Source organism: Planctomycetia bacterium (genome assembly GCA_034440135.1).
Taxonomy (GTDB): Bacteria; Planctomycetota; Planctomycetia; order Pirellulales; family JALHLM01; genus JALHLM01.
On sequence record JAWXBP010000149.1, the window covers coordinates 1 to 14,265 of the forward strand.

A 14,265-nucleotide genomic window follows, 5' to 3' on the forward strand; every position below is an offset into this window, starting at 1 on the left:
CCGTCACCGCGGTGACGGACGTGAACGGCTTCTATCGCTTCGACGGCCTCGCGCCGGGCGTGTACGGCGTGTCGGAAGTGCAGCCAGCGGCCTACATCGACGGTCTGGATGCTGCCGGCAATGCAGGCGGTAGCGTGGTGAACGACAAGATCACCGGCGCGCAGCTCAATGCCGGGCTGCATGGCGTGGAGTACAACTTCGGCGAATTGATGCCCAGTTCGATCGCGGGGCGCGTGCATGCCGATTTGAACGGCGATTGCATTTACCAAGTTGGCGAGCCACTGCTCGGCGGCGTCGAAGTGCGCCTGCTCAACACCGCGGGCACGGTGCTCGCCACGACCTTCACGGCCGCGGATGGCACTTACAAGTTCTCCGGCCTCGCGCCAGGCGTGTACTCCGTATTCGAAGTGCAACCGGCCGGCTATTTCGACGGCGGTGAAGAGCCCGGCAGCGCCGGCGGCACGGTATCCGGCAACGACTTGATCACCGACATCAACCTCGGCGCGGGCGTGAACGCCACGGATTACGAGTTCTGCGAATCGCTGCCTGCGTCGATCGCGGGCAAGGTGTTCTCGGATCCCAATGGCGATACCGTGTTCGACGCCACGACCGGCAGCACGCCGATCGCCGGCGCCGTGATTGAATTGCTGAATAGCGACGGCAATGTGATCGCGACCACCGTCACCGACGCCAACGGCGCGTACAGCTTCACGGGACTCGCTCCGGGCGTGTATCAACTACGCGAGCAGCAGCCGGCAGGATATTTCGACGGCGACGAAGTCGTCGGCAATGCCGGCGGCGTGCTGGGCGGCGACGATTTCATGAAGGACATCGAGCTGACGAGCGGCGAAAACGGCGTGGAGTACAACTTCGCCGAACTGCCGCCCGCGACTTTGTCCGGCTATGTCTATCAAGACGGGCCCACGATCCTGCTGGCCGACGGCGAGGAACTCGACGTCACGAAAGTCCGCGACGGCAAACGCACCGCGGATGATCGTGCCATCGCCAATGTGGTCGTTCGCTTGACCAACGAATTCGGCATCCCCGAGACCGACACGTTCGGCAAGACAATCGAAACCACGACTGACGCCAACGGCTACTATCAATTCACCGGCCTGCGGCAAGGACGCTATGGCGTCGTGCAGGTGCAGCCGAAGGGATTTATTGACAGTCTCGACACAGCCGGCTCGCTCGGCGGCGCCGCGAGCAACGGGCAACCGGTTGCCGGCGCAGCGACCGAGGATCTCTTCAACCCGACGATCTATCCGCCGGACAGCGATACGATCTACGGCATTCAAGTCAACTTCGGCCAGCATGGCCAGGAATACAACTTCAGCGAAGTCATCACTGAGCAGCAGTCGGTGACCATCGATCCGCCGATTGTGACCAATCCGCCGCTGCTGCCGACGAACATCTCGCCGCCCTTTCCGCAACCGCTCGGTGCGCCGCCGGGGGTGCCGCAATACTTCAGCAGCATCGTCCCGCTGCCAAGCGAAGGGGGCGGGGGCGGCGGTACGCCGTACTCGTGGCACTTGAGCGTGATCGACGCCGGCTACCCGCGAGGGAAGTCGGAAACGGACACGCCCGATGTCCGCTTCACCGCGATGCAATCGCAACTGTTCGCCTGGCGCCGCAACGCGGAAATGCTCGGCAAATCGCGGTGGACGGTACGCCGCGAATCGCCGGTGCGCGACATGCAGATCGTGTTCGGCGCGAAAGGCAGCATCCCGGTCTCCGGCGATTTCAACGGCGACGGCAAGACCGAGGTCGGCGTGTATCTCGCTGGCCAGTGGTTCATCGATCTCAACGGCAATGGCCTGTGGGACGACGACGATCTGTGGGCCAAGCTCGGCACGAACAATGATCTGCCCGTCACCGGCGATTGGGACGGCGACGGCAAGAGCGACATCGGCATCTACGGGCCCGAGTGGCCCGGTGATCCCCATGCCGTGGCGTTGGAACCCGGTCTGCCGGATGCGCAGAACCATCTGTCGGGCGTGGCCAAGAACGTGCCGCCGCGTCCGGAGGACGCCACGCACGGCCAGCGTTGGATGAAGCTCACGTCCGCCGGTCAATCGCGCGAAGACGTGATCGACCACGTGTTCTACTACGGCAATGCGCAGGATCTACCGGTCGCCGGCGATTGGAACGGCGACGGCGTCGATACGATTGGGCATTTCCGTGGCGGACGGTGGCGCTTGGACGTGGACGGCACCGGCACCCGGACGCGCGGCGATGTGGAGTTCACCTACGGCCGCGCCGGCGATCGCCCCGTGGTCGGCGACTTCAACACCGACGGCACGGATGAAATCGGCGTGTTCCGCGACGGCAAGTGGTACATCGACACCGACGGCGATCACAAACTCACCGACAGCGACATGGTGATCGAATACGGCCGCGTCGGCGATCACCCGATTGTGGACGACTTCGACGGCGACGGCGAAGACGAAATCGGCGTCTACCGCGACGGGGAGTTGGAGTCGCGGGAGTTATAGCGACCCCTGAACTGCGCGGGGAATGACGAATGGGCGTTGGATCGAGCTTGCCCGCTTGAATAACATGCAGTCATTCGTCATTCGAATTTGATTTGACATTCGTCATTTCCCCCCTATGTTTCGTACACGATCCGCCCGTGTTGTTGCGCGCGGGAGATGCGGTCTGTGGCGTAGAGGCCGGCCAGGACGAATTCCACGCAGGAGGCTCGCACGGCCGGGTCGGACGAAGCGTTCACTTCGAAGGCCTTGTCCCAGGCCGGTGGGACGCGTTTCAAGCGATCGGCGTAGGCCGCGGATGGCAGCAGGTCGCCGACTTCGATCTTTACGCCGGACGTGAAGATCTTGCCGATTTCGTCGAGGCCATGGCGATCGACGTATTCGTCAAACACCGTCTTGATCGCTTCGGCCAGAATCGCGTCGAGCACCTGGCGCTCTGACATCTGGTGGCTGCTCATCAGGTCGAGCTCCAGCTTGCCGAGCGACGAGGAGTACAGGTGGCCGAGGTCGCTGATCCGCGGCACGGCCGGACGTTCTCCCAATCGCACGGCGCGTTGGCGCGTGCTGGCGATCATCGTGCGATAGTTCGCGAGGCTGAAGCGGGCGCTGACGCCGGAACTTTGATCGACGTACTTCGAGCGCCGCGCCGCGATGCTGATCTGCTCCACGACTTCGCGCATGAAATACGGCACGACGACTGGAAAATCGCCGCCCAGGTCGACGCCCGCTTCCTGGTCGATGATTTGAATCCCCAGCGATCGCTCGCGCGGGTAGTGGGTTTGAATCAGCGAGCCGATGCGATCCTTCAACTGCGGAATCACTTTGCCGGAACGGTTGTACGTCGACGGGTTCGCGCTGAAGAGAATGAGAATGTCGAGATCGAAGCGAATCGGGTAACCGCGAATCTGCACGTCGCGTTCTTCCAGGATGTTGAACAAACCGACCTGAACTAACTCGTCGAGTTCTGGCAGTTCGTTTACTGCGAAGATGCCGCGATGCATGCGGGGGATCAAGCCGAAGTGGAGCGCCTCCTCGGCGGCCATGCTGACTCCGCCGGCTAGCTTGGCGGGATCGATCTCGCCGATGATATCGGCGAACTTGGTGCCCGGAGCTAAGCGCTCGGCGTAGCGATCTTCGCGCCGCCACCAGCCGATCGGGATTTTTTCTTCCGGGAACGTCGCAATCGCTTTTCGACCGGCCGATGTGATTGGCCGGTACGGATCGTCGTGGACGGGAATCTCGGGCAGATCGATGTAGGGAATCGCGTCGTCCATAAAGCGGCCGATCAACCGCATCAGCCGGCTCTTGCCTTGTCCTTTCTCGCCCAGGAACAGCATGTCGTGCTGCGCCAGGAGCGCCAGGTTGATCTCCGGCACAACTGTGTCGTCGTAGCCGACGATGCCGGGATACAACTCATCTCCGGAGGCCAAAGCGCGGAGGAAATTATCGTGAATCTCTTGTTTGACCGATTTGGATTTCCAACCGCTGGCGCGCAGATCGCGCAAATTCGTGGGCCGGGACGGGGCAGGCGACATCAGGCGGGGCACTCCCAAGAGGTATTTCGGACCGGGCGGACGTAGGATTATAGCGCGGCCGGGCTGGGTGGAAAGCAGCCATGACAGGCCTGCCGCTAAATACCAACCCGAGGCGCAAGCGAGGGGGAAAGAACCTCGTCGTACTACCCATCTAGGAGCGGCCCGCGAAATACGCGAAACACGCAAAAGGCATGATTTAGCAGGAGGTTCCGAAAGCGATGCCACGCGAAATCGCTGCCTTTGTTTTCGACATACACCAGCATGTATCCCCTACGGAGCATCCGTTCGGATTTCACAACGTTTCCACTTTTTGCGTGTTTTGCGTGTTTCGCGGGCCGCTCTGAATCTCCGAAAACGACGTGTAGCACTACGAACGTGACGATGAAAGTCTGAGTGTTAGGTCGCTGTTCGTTTATACCGTGCCTGCCAACTGCTTGACTTCCTCGTCACCGACTGCCGACAATGCAACGAACCGCGAAAATGCTTCCAAAAAACCTCTCGTAAGGACCGTTGGTCATGAAACGCGTGGGGCGCACTCTTCCGTTCGCTGGCCTAGTTGCGATTCTGTGCTGTTCCTGGGCGACGTCTCCGGCCGCCGCGCAAACTGCGGCCGAGCCGCCGGTGTTTTGTCTCGACATCACGCACAACTTCCGCGTGATGGACAACGGCGGCGAAACGCAGGTCACGATCATTCGCGAAATGGCGCGGCAGGCGATGCTGATCGCCGCGCGGCATGAACTGGGCCAAATCACGCGCGACGCCGTGATCGGCGACACGATGCCAACGTCGGGCGCGTACTCGACGTGGCTATTGGATTTCGAGCCGGAAGAACCGAACAAGATCACGCTCTTTTCCGGACAGAAGCCGCCGCTCAAGGAACAAGGGAGCTTCACCTGGAGCACCAAGGGAGTGAATCGTTACCGATTGATGTACGCCTCGTGGGAAGAAAAGTCCCGCACGGAGTTTCCGGCGCTATTGTCCAAGGCCGGCGTCAAGGGCGCGCCGTTGACGTGGAAGCCGGAGGCCGCGGTCGCGGAGGACATCGAACCGCTGCTGGAACAGATGACGTTGATCTCACAGTTCCGCGCCGCGCGCAAGTTGCATACATCGATGCGTGAAGATGGCGAATCCCCGGCGCGGCTGGCCGCGCTGGTGCGCTGCTATGCGAATCTCGGCGTGCTCACCGAAACGCATTGGTCGCAGGAGCGGCACGTTTATCTGGCCCGCTCGGTGCTCTACGGCCAACGCCTCGTCGCCAAGCAGCCGGAAAACGCCTCGGCGCTGTGGCATCGCGGCTACGCCTATTCGCTCAGCGGCATGCATCAGAACGCGCTCGAGGATTGGGAGGAAGCCGAAAAAGCGCCCGATCGCGCCGGCGCGGCGCTGCCCTATTGGATCGAGGCCGCGCAGCACAACGTCCGCAGCGATCTGGACGCGCTCGCGCAACTGAAAGCGCGGGAACCCAAGGGCGCGCAGCTTTGCGACCTGTTGCGCTATCACGTCGTCGAACAATCGGACGGTGCGAATTACATCGTTACGATGGCCCTCGAAACGCTGCCGAACATGCCGGAGTGCTACCGGATTCACGACGGGCTTTGTACCTTCGGCGGCGTGAGCGTCAAGCATGGCGCAACGGCGCAGGCGCCGCAGATCCTCGCGTCGACCATCTACACGCGGCTGGATGAGATCGACGACCTGCCCCCCGCGGTCAAGAAGCGGGTCAAGGAAGGGACCGGCGGCGGAGGCATCCTGGGCAATATCTTCGGCGAGGACGAATCGCCGGAGAAAGAATTCAAGCTCCGCAACAAGGTCATCAAGGCGCTGTGGGACGCCTCGGACGTCGCCGCCAAGCCGGACCCGAAGAACGCGAAACCGTCGTTCGACACGAGCGAACCCTCCTGGGCGGCGCTCGGCAAGATGATCAACGAAGTTTCGTTCCTGCAAGTCATGCGGCGGATCACGTTCGAGAGCGATTCGCTGGCCGTCGATCCTGAGCAATCCGTGGCGTTTTTCCGTCCGTTGGTAGCGCAGCATCCCTATCGCGGTTTCCTGGACACACGGAACTGGGACCTGGACGAAAAACTCGCGGCGGTCAAGACGCTGCAAGGCTCGATCGACTACGACACGCTCGAAATCCACGCCAGCCCGCTCTATCACACGATTTGGGCCTGCGACAAGGAGGCCGGCAAATTGCTCTATGACGCCGCCTGGAGCCATCAAAGCAACACGCTCTGGGAGCTCGTCGTCCGCCATCGGCTTTCGCCGCAGAACGATGAGGACTCGGCCGAAATCATGAAAGTGGCGATGCCTTACTCGCCGTTGGGGCGATTGTTGCAGATTGAAGATCAGTGGGACCAGGTGAAGGAGCACGCCGCGGATTGGGAACGCGAAAGTCAATCGTGGCCGCTGGTCCTGCGAGCGCTGGGCCTGCGCTACAGCAATGAACAGCAATGGGACGCCGCGGAGCGCTGCTTCCAGCGCGCAGTCGAAGTCGATCCTTCTCTCGAAAGCCACCGGTCGCTCGCCGCGATGTATCGGAAACGCGGCGACAAGGATCGCTGGCTGGCGACGCTCGAAGCCTATCTCGACAAGCCGGACTACGGTCTCGGGCACGCCCAGGTGCGCGTGCAAATCGCGGACGCCTACGCTTACGACCGCGAATGGGACAAGGCCGTCCCCTACGCCAATGAAGCTGCCGAAACCTGGGCCGGCTGGGCGTTGAGCTCCGCCGGCTGCACGCACGAGGCCCTGGAGGACTTCGAAACCGCGGAGCAATGGTTCGCGAATCTTTCGGAACGCTATCGAAGTAGTGCGTTGGAATGGTATTTCTTCTGCCGCCGCACCGGCAGCGGTCGTCTGGATGAAGCGATGGAGATGGCCGAAAGCGCGTCCGTCGAACGCGGCACCCTCGACAACGCCGACCTGGGCACATTTCTCGTCTTGCAGGATCAGCCTGCGGAGGCGGTCGATCTATTCCTCGTCGCTTTCGAGCGCAACGAGTGGCATGCCGACTACGGTCTCTCCGCGGCGTTCGCGGCACACGCGGCCGGCGACTACCAGCGACGCGACGAGATTCTGCAAATGGTCAAGGAGAAAAGCCCTAGCTATGTCGTCTCAGGCCCGAACACGCCGCGCACCGATTTGCTTGGTTTGACGGACATGATGATCGCGGGTTTCGACGGCGAAAAAGCGAAACCGCTCGACATCGCGGCCGTGGAAAAACTGCCGTTCGAGCGTAACAAACTTGCCGAGATCTCGTTCCGCTACTTCGTCGGAAAATACGAGATGATCGCCGGCGAGAAAGCAGAGGCGATTCGCCAATTCAAAATCGCAGTCGCCTCGCCCGAGCCAGCCGATAATGAGCGCACGCTGGCGGCGGTCGAACTTCGCACGCTGGGCGTAGCGCCGGAGGACTACCTCGGCTTACTCCGCACGGGCTTCCCGGTCAAGGAAGGGCCATCGGCCGAAGCGAAGTAACGACGCAACGTATCGCGTTGACTCATGCCGAGCGACTTCCATGACGCGACTAACCTTTCGCGAGGCGACTTCGGAGGATGTGCCGGAATTGGCGGCCTTGCATGTCGTCACATGGGCGGCGACGTACCCACACGTTGCGCGGCCGCCGACGCTTGAGCTTCGCGAGCGGCAGTGGCGCGACGCGTTTGAGAACCAAGATGGAACTTGGTTCTGCTACTTGGCCGTCGACGCCGCGGAAAGATACGAGCGCCTTGTCGGCTTCGCGAAGGGGCAAGACTACAGTTCGCCGGAATTGCCCGAATTTGCCGGCGAGTTAAGCAAGATCTACTTGCTCCAGGAATGTCAGCGTCAGGGCTGGGGACGGCAGTTGCTTGGCCATGTCGTGCGCAGATTTCTCGAACGCGGCGTTCATTCGATGCTGCTCTTCGCCGACGCGCAAAACCCGTCCTGCCGCTTCTATGAAGCCCTCGGCGCGGAACACTTGCTCGACAGCGCCGGCCAGTTCCACGGCGGCTATGGCTGGCGAAACCTCGAAAAACTCGCGGAAATCTGCCCGGCTTCGTAGCCGTCCGTGTTCAGTTTCGGCGTTCCGGGCGACTGGCGTCGTGCAGCGCATTGTAAATAAACTAAGAAATCTCCCGTTGGTTGTCGATCGTACTGCCTCCCGCACGACCAATAGGTGTTCGAGGGCAAGCAACACCTTCTCTACCGGAAACAGGACACGTGCCATGAAGACTTATTCCCGCCATCCTAATCGAGGCAACGACCACCAATTGGCCCACGTGATCGAACCGCTGGCCAGCTACATCTGTTCCTCGAACCGCCCGCAGTGCGCCCTGGCCTCGGTGCTCGCGATGCTGGTAAGCGAAGTCGAGCAAACGATTCAAGCCGCGAACTCGCACCTGGCTTCGAGCGTCAAGAGCAACTGACTGCAATGGCCTCCGGGGGCTTCTCGAAGTGAATGAAGTCGGCTACTCGTGAGAGCCAATCGGACGATGTAAACTAGCAGGCCGAAGGCCATAACACTGCTCAATCACAATTCGTTGATGCCCTCCGGAGTAACGTCGTCCCATGCTTTACTGGATTCTTAGTATCGTCGCCGTACTTGTCGCGTTGCTGGTCATTTTCATTGCCTTGCGGCCGAGCGAATACACGGTGACTCGCACGGGCAAGATGAAGGCCCCGCCCGCGAAGGTGTTCGAGCACGTCAACGACTTCCGCAAGTGGACCGCCTGGTCTCCCTGGGAGCAGATCGATCCCAACCTGCAGCGCACCCATAGCGGCGCTGCGCAGGGCGTCGGCGCGAAGTATCACTGGGTCGGCGGTAAGAACGTGGGCGAAGGCGAGATGACCATTACAGAGAGCCGCCCGAGCGACTTGATCCGCATCAAACTGGAATTCATTAAGCCGTTCGCCTCGATCTGCGACACGTTGTTCACCTTCACGCCAGAAGGAGATCAAACCGTGATGACCTGGAAAATGGAAGGCAAACACAATTTCGTCCCCAAGGCGATGTGCCTCTTCATGAACATGGACAAGATGATCGGCGACCAGTTCGAAAAAGGCCTGACGACGATGAAGAACGTTGTCGAAGGCAAAACGGCCTAGCTCATGCACATTTCCTCGCAATCAGGACATTCCCATGGCGACACAACACAAAGGGCTTACGTGGGCCGGGCGGATCATTGCCAGCTTAGTCGTGGCCATGCTGACGTTTAGCGCCGTGGCAAAATTCAGCGATGGCGCCGCCACCGAATTCGAACGGCTAGGTTACACGAAGGACGTGATCGTTCCGATCGCGATCATCGAGCTCGTCTGTGCGATCATCTACGCGGTTCCGCAGACGGCAGTCTTGGGCGCCGTACTATTGACCGGCTACCTCGGCGGCGCGACTGCTACGCACGTGAGAGCTGGAGACGCGTTTGGCCAATTTATCAGCCCGGTCGTCGGCGGCGTCCTCGTCTGGCTCGGCATCTTTCTCCGCGATCCGAGACTACGGGCCTTAATGCCATGGCGCAACCCAACGCCGCCGGTTACGCCACGCGACTGAGCCGGTTCGCAACTTTGAACACAAGCACCTTCAACACTCACTCAACTGAGAAAAAACCATGAGCCAAGTTCGAGTCCTCGTCGGTACGCGGAAGGGTGCGTTTGTCCTCACCTCTGACGGCAAGCGGCAGAAATGGGACGTCGCCGGGCCGTTTTTCGCCGGTTGGGAAATCTTTCATATGAAAGGTTCGCCGGTCGATCCGAATCGCATCTACGCCTCACAAACGTCCGGCTGGTTCGGCCAGATGATCCAGCGCTCCGACGACGGCGGCCAGACTTGGAATCCGGTCGAGAACAAATTCGCCTACGAAGGGGAGGTCGGCCCGCATCTCTGGTACGACGGCACGCCGCATCCCTGGGAATTCAAACGCATCTGGCACCTGGAGCCGTCGCTATCGGATCCCGACACCGTGTATGCCGGCGCCGAAGACGCGGCGATGTTCCGCACCACCGACGGCGGCAAGTCGTGGCACGAACTGGCGTCGCTGCGACAGCACCCGTCGAGCCCGTGCTGGACGCCCGGCGCCGGCGGCATGGGCTTGCATACGATTTTGATCGATCCGACGGATCCGAAGAAGCTCTACATCGCCATCTCCTCCGCCGGCGCATTCCGCAGCGAGGACGGCGGCGAATCGTGGACGCCGATCAACAAGGGACTTAAGTCGCAGTACATCCCTGATCCGGACGCCGAGGTCGGGCACTGCGTGCATCGCATTGCCATGCATCCCTCGCGTCCCGGCGTGTTGTTCATGCAAAAGCATTGGGACGTAATGCGCACCGACAATGCCGGCGGCAACTGGACCGAGGTCAGCGGCGACCTGCCGACCGATTTCGGTTTCGTCATCGACATCCACGCCCATGAGCCGGACACGGTGTTCGTTGTACCGATCAAGAGCGACTCCGAGCATTTCCCCATCGACGGCAAGTTGCGGGTGTATCGCAGCAAGGCCGGCGGCAATGAATGGGAACCGCTGGCGAAGGGACTGCCCGAGGCTAACTGCTATGTGAACGTGTTGCGCGACGCGATGAGCGTCGATTCGCTCGACCCGTGTGGCGTGTACTTCGGCACCACGGGCGGACAGGTTTACGGCTCGGCCGACGGCGGCGACAGTTGGAACGCTATCGTCCGCGACCTGCCCGCGGTCCTCTCAGTCGAGGTGCAAGCGCTGTCATGATCCGCGTGGAATTGCCGTATCATCTGCGGAACTTCGCCAAGGTCACCGGTCACGTCGAACTCGAACTCGACGGACCGGCGACCCAGCGAACGTTGCTTAATGCGCTCGAAGAAAAGTTCCCAGTGCTCCGCGGCACCATCCGCGATCACGACACGAAAAAGCGCCGCGCCTTCATCCGCTTTTTCGCCTGCAATCAGGATCTATCGAACGAACCGCTCGACGCGCCGCTGCCGGAAGCCGTGGTGAGCGGGAAGGAGCCGTATCTGGTGATTGGGGCGCTGGCCGGCGGATGAAAAAATTGATCTCGGGCGTAGAGCCATAGTCTCCTTTCGCTCCGCGAAAGGCTCCGGACCTTTCGCGGAGCGAAAGGAGACTATGGGGCGGCCTCCGGCGAATACACTGTCCGCCCGCCATCCACCGGCAAGCACGCTCCCGTCACGAAGTCGTTCTCTACAAAGTGCAGCACCGCCTGCGCGATGTTCTCCGGGCTCCCTTCGCGTTTTACGAGCGTGGCATTGATTGCCTCCGCGCGTTGCGGCTCCGGTAAATCGGGCGGCAACATCACCGGCCCGGGCAGGATGCAATTGACGCGGACGTTCGGGTTGCGCGTGCCGAGTTCGGCGGCCATCACGCGCGTGAGCGTGGGAATCGCCCCCTTCGAGGGAAAGTACGCCGCGTAGTCGAGATAGGGGCGCTCCATGGCCCAGTCGCCGATGGTGACGATCGCGCCCCCTTCCGGTTGCCGCACCATTGCCAGACCGACTTGCTGGCAACAAAGAAACGTGCCGAGCGTATTGGTCTCGAAGTATCCGCGTACGTCGGCGGCCGTCACTTCTTCCAGTCGCTTGCTCTTCCAGGTCGCCGCGCACGTGACGAGCACGTCGATACGACCGAAGCGGGTCACTACGCCTGCCACCATCGCGCGGACCGCGGCCTCGTCGGCGAGTTCCGCCTGAAACGTCTCGGCGTCGACGCCGTCGCGCCGCAACGCCTCGACCGTTTCCGCCGCCTCGTTCGCGGAACTGCGATAGTGAATCGCCAGCGCATAGCCCCGCGCCGCGAGCGCCTGGGCGACATGCCAGCCGACGCGGCGTTTTCCGGCCCCGGTCACGAGTGCGACTTTGCGTGGCGTCATCTTGGCTTCGTCCGGTAGAATAGCGTGGTCACTGACTCCCATTATAAGCCGCGATGTGCACGCTCTCGGTGATTCCGTGGTCGGAAAACCCATCCTCGCCAGGGATCCGACTGGTCGTCAACCGTGACGAATCCCGGCTGCGTCCGCAGGCGATGCCGCCGACCGTGGAAATGTTTGGCGAGCGCCAAGCGATCCTGCCGCGCGACCGGCAGGCTGGCGGCACCTGGGTTGGCGTCAATGACGCGGGTCTCGCGATGGTGCTCCTCAACGCCCCTGGTGCGCCGCCGCCGCATCCGATGACCAGGGGGGCGGTGATCCCTGCGCTCCTGGACGCCGCCGATTTTGATGAGGCCGTGGCGCGCGCCGAACGATTCGATACGTTGTCATTCGCGCCGTTTCGACTGGTAATTCTCGATCGAACGCGGTTGGCCGAGTTGGCATTTCGCGATTGGGCGCTGGCGCTGCGGCAGCGAATACGAATTGAACGTCCGGCGATGTTTACGTCGTCGGGGCTCGGCGATGCCGAAGTCGCTCAACCCCGGAACCGTTTGTTCGCCGAGATGTTTTTGGACTCCGGCGACTGGTTCGCCACACAGGATGCCTTTCACCGCCATCGCTGGCCATGGCGCGCGGACATCAGCGTGAACATGAGCCGGCCGGAGGCCAGCACGGTTAGCCAGACCATCGTCGAGATCACGAAGGAAGCGGTAAGGATGACCTACCACGGCGCGCCGCCGGATCAAGACGCCATGTCAATTGCCCTTAGCTTACGAATCGACAGTTAGATCAACGACACTAGCCCGTCACGTCGATCAAAGTTGTGGCATGGTCTCCCGACCATGCCACACGTCTGACCGAAGGTCTCCACGCGGGCAAGCCGGCTCCGTGGCACGGTCGGGAGACCGTGCCACAACGAAGATTTTTTGCAGCGCGTCACGCACTCGCGTCAATTTGCAGCTTCAACATTGAAAGCAATTCAAACCCGGTCTCTGTCACCAGGTAGTTGCGTTCATAGCGCATGCCGGCGACGCCTTTGTGATATTGCCCCGGCTCGATGGCGATGACGTCGCCGGCGACAAGTGTGTCGCTCGAATCCGGCGTCAGGTACGGCGGATCAGGATGCCCGAGGCCGACGCCGTGGCCGGTGTGCGTCGTGAAGGTGTCGGCCAGGTGCTTGCTAGCGAAACTATCTCGGACGGTGCGGTCGATGTCCTTGCCTGCGACGCCGGCGCGGACTTTGGATTCCGCGGCGGTGATAGCGTCGATGCAAGCATGGTACAGCCGGAACTGTTCGTCGGTCGGCGTTTCGCCGCAGCGGAAGGTGTTGCAGAAATCGCCGCGGTAGCCGCGGACCACGACGGAGAAATCCAACAGCACCAAATCACCCTTTTCAATCACGCGATCACTCGGCGGCCCGCCGCCAGCTTCGCAGCGCGGGCCGGAGACGAAATCACCGTAGACGATGCACTGCTCGCCGGCGTTGAGAATCGCGGCCTTTTGCACCAGCAGGTAGGCTTCCATCTCCGTCATGCCCGGGCGAATCTCCGCCATTCCGGCGGCCTGGCCGGCGTCGATGGCGCGGATCGAGCGCATGATGACTTCCAACTCGTCGGCGTCCTTGCTGCGCTTGAGCGGGTGAATGATTGGATCGACGTTAGTGAGCTTGATCTCGCCGCGCTCCGCGCGCAGGCCTTCGACCACTCCCGCGGGGGTTTGCGAAAACTCCAAGCCGATGTGCTTGCCGGGGCACTTCTTCAGGCGATCCAGAATCGTCGCCACGAGCATCGCCTCGCGGTGGACGGCCGATTCCTTCCCACGATACCAGACCGGCGCGACCACTTCGTCGATATGGGCTTGTGAGGCGAAGCCAGTCAGAAAGTTGTCGCAAACCAGGATGCTGGAGCCGTCCGAACCCAGGATCAGCAGCGAACCGGCGTTCGTCGTCCGAAACACGAACGGCGTGTGAAAGTAGTTCGCGAAGTACATCTGATGCTGCGGATCGGCGATCACGATCCAATCGGGCCGCTCGGGCAAGCGATCCCAAAGACGCTGACGGCGGGCACGGCAACCGGCGGCGGTAAGCATGGGCGGGGACTCGGCGAGGGGAAACTCGGAACGAGAAACGCGGAAGCCGGAAGTATGCACGATGCCGGCGGGCCTGGGGAGGTGCCGCTGGAGGGCGACTGGACCTCGATCCCGCTAAGCCCAGGGAAGGCCCTCGAAGTCGTCGGTGATAGCAAGGACTCGGGTGGCCTTCCCTGGGCTTGGAACAGCGCGAGCGGCGGCGATCACCACTGACCGCCACCGGCACTCCACAATCGTTAATTTGGGCACAATCGCTCAAAGCCGAAGGTGGGGATGGGCCGATAAGTGACGATGTGACCCGGCAGCTTTTGCGCAAA

At 61.7% G+C, this 14,265-nt stretch carries 12 protein-coding genes; 9 read left to right on the forward strand and 3 right to left on the reverse strand.

The window, feature by feature from the left end:
* A partial coding sequence (locus tag SGJ19_08465; GenBank protein MDZ4780270.1) for an SdrD B-like domain-containing protein occupies positions 1 to 2,495 on the forward strand: 2,495 nt, incomplete at its 5' end.
* A 113-nt stretch (positions 2,496 to 2,608) separates the two neighbouring features.
* On the opposite strand, the gene SGJ19_08470 is transcribed toward SGJ19_08465, so the two are convergent.
* Positions 2,609 to 4,027 (reverse strand): magnesium chelatase, encoded by a 1,419-nt coding sequence (locus SGJ19_08470; GenBank protein ID MDZ4780271.1) that lies wholly within the window; start codon positions 4,025 to 4,027, stop codon positions 2,609 to 2,611.
* 516 nt (positions 4,028 to 4,543) lie between these two features.
* Here SGJ19_08470 and SGJ19_08475 point away from each other — a divergent pair.
* The 7 genes from SGJ19_08475 to SGJ19_08505 all read left to right on the forward strand — a co-directional run bounded on the left by SGJ19_08475 (position 4,544) and on the right by SGJ19_08505 (position 11,021).
* The gene (locus SGJ19_08475; protein MDZ4780272.1) at positions 4,544 to 7,504 is read left to right on the forward strand and encodes a hypothetical protein; all 2,961 of its coding nucleotides are present in this window, start codon (positions 4,544 to 4,546) and stop codon (positions 7,502 to 7,504) included.
* Between the two features lie 40 nt (positions 7,505 to 7,544).
* A complete protein-coding gene (locus tag SGJ19_08480; protein MDZ4780273.1) occupies positions 7,545 to 8,069 on the forward strand; it encodes a GNAT family N-acetyltransferase in 525 nt (174 codons plus the stop codon).
* A gap of 163 nt (positions 8,070 to 8,232) precedes the next feature.
* On the forward strand, positions 8,233 to 8,433 hold the full coding sequence (locus tag SGJ19_08485) for a hypothetical protein (protein MDZ4780274.1): 201 nt from the start codon (positions 8,233 to 8,235) through the stop codon (positions 8,431 to 8,433).
* Positions 8,434 to 8,575: 142 nt separating this feature from the next.
* Entirely contained in the window at positions 8,576 to 9,112 is a 537-nt protein-coding gene (locus SGJ19_08490; GenBank protein ID MDZ4780275.1) for an SRPBCC family protein, read from the forward strand.
* A gap of 34 nt (positions 9,113 to 9,146) precedes the next feature.
* Positions 9,147 to 9,554, forward strand: a complete 408-nt coding sequence (locus SGJ19_08495) for a DoxX family protein (GenBank protein MDZ4780276.1) — start codon at positions 9,147 to 9,149, stop codon at positions 9,552 to 9,554.
* Between the two features lie 58 nt (positions 9,555 to 9,612).
* Complete coding sequence (locus SGJ19_08500; GenBank protein MDZ4780277.1) at positions 9,613 to 10,728, forward strand: exo-alpha-sialidase; 1,116 nt, start codon at positions 9,613 to 9,615, stop codon at positions 10,726 to 10,728.
* A complete protein-coding gene (locus SGJ19_08505; GenBank protein MDZ4780278.1) occupies positions 10,725 to 11,021 on the forward strand; it encodes a MoaD/ThiS family protein in 297 nt (98 codons plus the stop codon). The genes SGJ19_08500 and SGJ19_08505 overlap by 4 nt, the downstream gene beginning before the upstream one ends.
* A gap of 80 nt (positions 11,022 to 11,101) precedes the next feature.
* Here the strand turns inward: SGJ19_08505 and SGJ19_08510 are convergent, their stop codons facing one another.
* Positions 11,102 to 11,863, reverse strand: coding sequence for an SDR family oxidoreductase (locus SGJ19_08510; GenBank protein MDZ4780279.1), 762 nt, complete (start codon positions 11,861 to 11,863; stop codon positions 11,102 to 11,104).
* Positions 11,864 to 11,916: 53 nt separating this feature from the next.
* Here SGJ19_08510 and SGJ19_08515 point away from each other — a divergent pair, with 53 nt between their 5' ends.
* Positions 11,917 to 12,648, forward strand: a complete 732-nt coding sequence (locus tag SGJ19_08515; GenBank protein MDZ4780280.1) for an NRDE family protein — start codon at positions 11,917 to 11,919, stop codon at positions 12,646 to 12,648.
* 148 nt (positions 12,649 to 12,796) lie between these two features.
* Here the strand turns inward: SGJ19_08515 and SGJ19_08520 are convergent, their stop codons facing one another.
* Entirely contained in the window at positions 12,797 to 13,948 is a 1,152-nt protein-coding gene (locus SGJ19_08520) for a Xaa-Pro peptidase family protein (GenBank protein ID MDZ4780281.1), read from the reverse strand.
* Positions 13,949 to 14,265: the final 317 nt, after the last annotated feature.

Excerpts from the sequence above, each read along its gene's own strand:
- SGJ19_08475 (MDZ4780272.1), top strand. The coding sequence starts at position 4,544 with ATGAAACGCGTGGGGCGCACTCTTCCGTTCGCTGGCCTAGTTGCGATT.
- SGJ19_08480 (MDZ4780273.1), top strand. The coding sequence starts at position 7,545 with ATGACGCGACTAACCTTTCGCGAGGCGACTTCGGAGGATGTGCCGGAA.
- SGJ19_08490 (MDZ4780275.1), top strand. The coding sequence starts at position 8,576 with ATGCTTTACTGGATTCTTAGTATCGTCGCCGTACTTGTCGCGTTGCTG.
- SGJ19_08520 (MDZ4780281.1), bottom strand. The coding sequence starts at position 13,948 with ATGCTTACCGCCGCCGGTTGCCGTGCCCGCCGTCAGCGTCTTTGGGAT.
- SGJ19_08470 (MDZ4780271.1), bottom strand. The coding sequence starts at position 4,027 with ATGTCGCCTGCCCCGTCCCGGCCCACGAATTTGCGCGATCTGCGCGCC.
- SGJ19_08500 (MDZ4780277.1), top strand. The coding sequence starts at position 9,613 with ATGAGCCAAGTTCGAGTCCTCGTCGGTACGCGGAAGGGTGCGTTTGTC.
- SGJ19_08495 (MDZ4780276.1), top strand. The coding sequence starts at position 9,147 with ATGGCGACACAACACAAAGGGCTTACGTGGGCCGGGCGGATCATTGCC.
- SGJ19_08505 (MDZ4780278.1), top strand. The coding sequence starts at position 10,725 with ATGATCCGCGTGGAATTGCCGTATCATCTGCGGAACTTCGCCAAGGTC.
- SGJ19_08515 (MDZ4780280.1), top strand. The coding sequence starts at position 11,917 with ATGTGCACGCTCTCGGTGATTCCGTGGTCGGAAAACCCATCCTCGCCA.
- SGJ19_08510 (MDZ4780279.1), bottom strand. The coding sequence starts at position 11,863 with ATGACGCCACGCAAAGTCGCACTCGTGACCGGGGCCGGAAAACGCCGC.
- SGJ19_08485 (MDZ4780274.1), top strand. The coding sequence starts at position 8,233 with ATGAAGACTTATTCCCGCCATCCTAATCGAGGCAACGACCACCAATTG.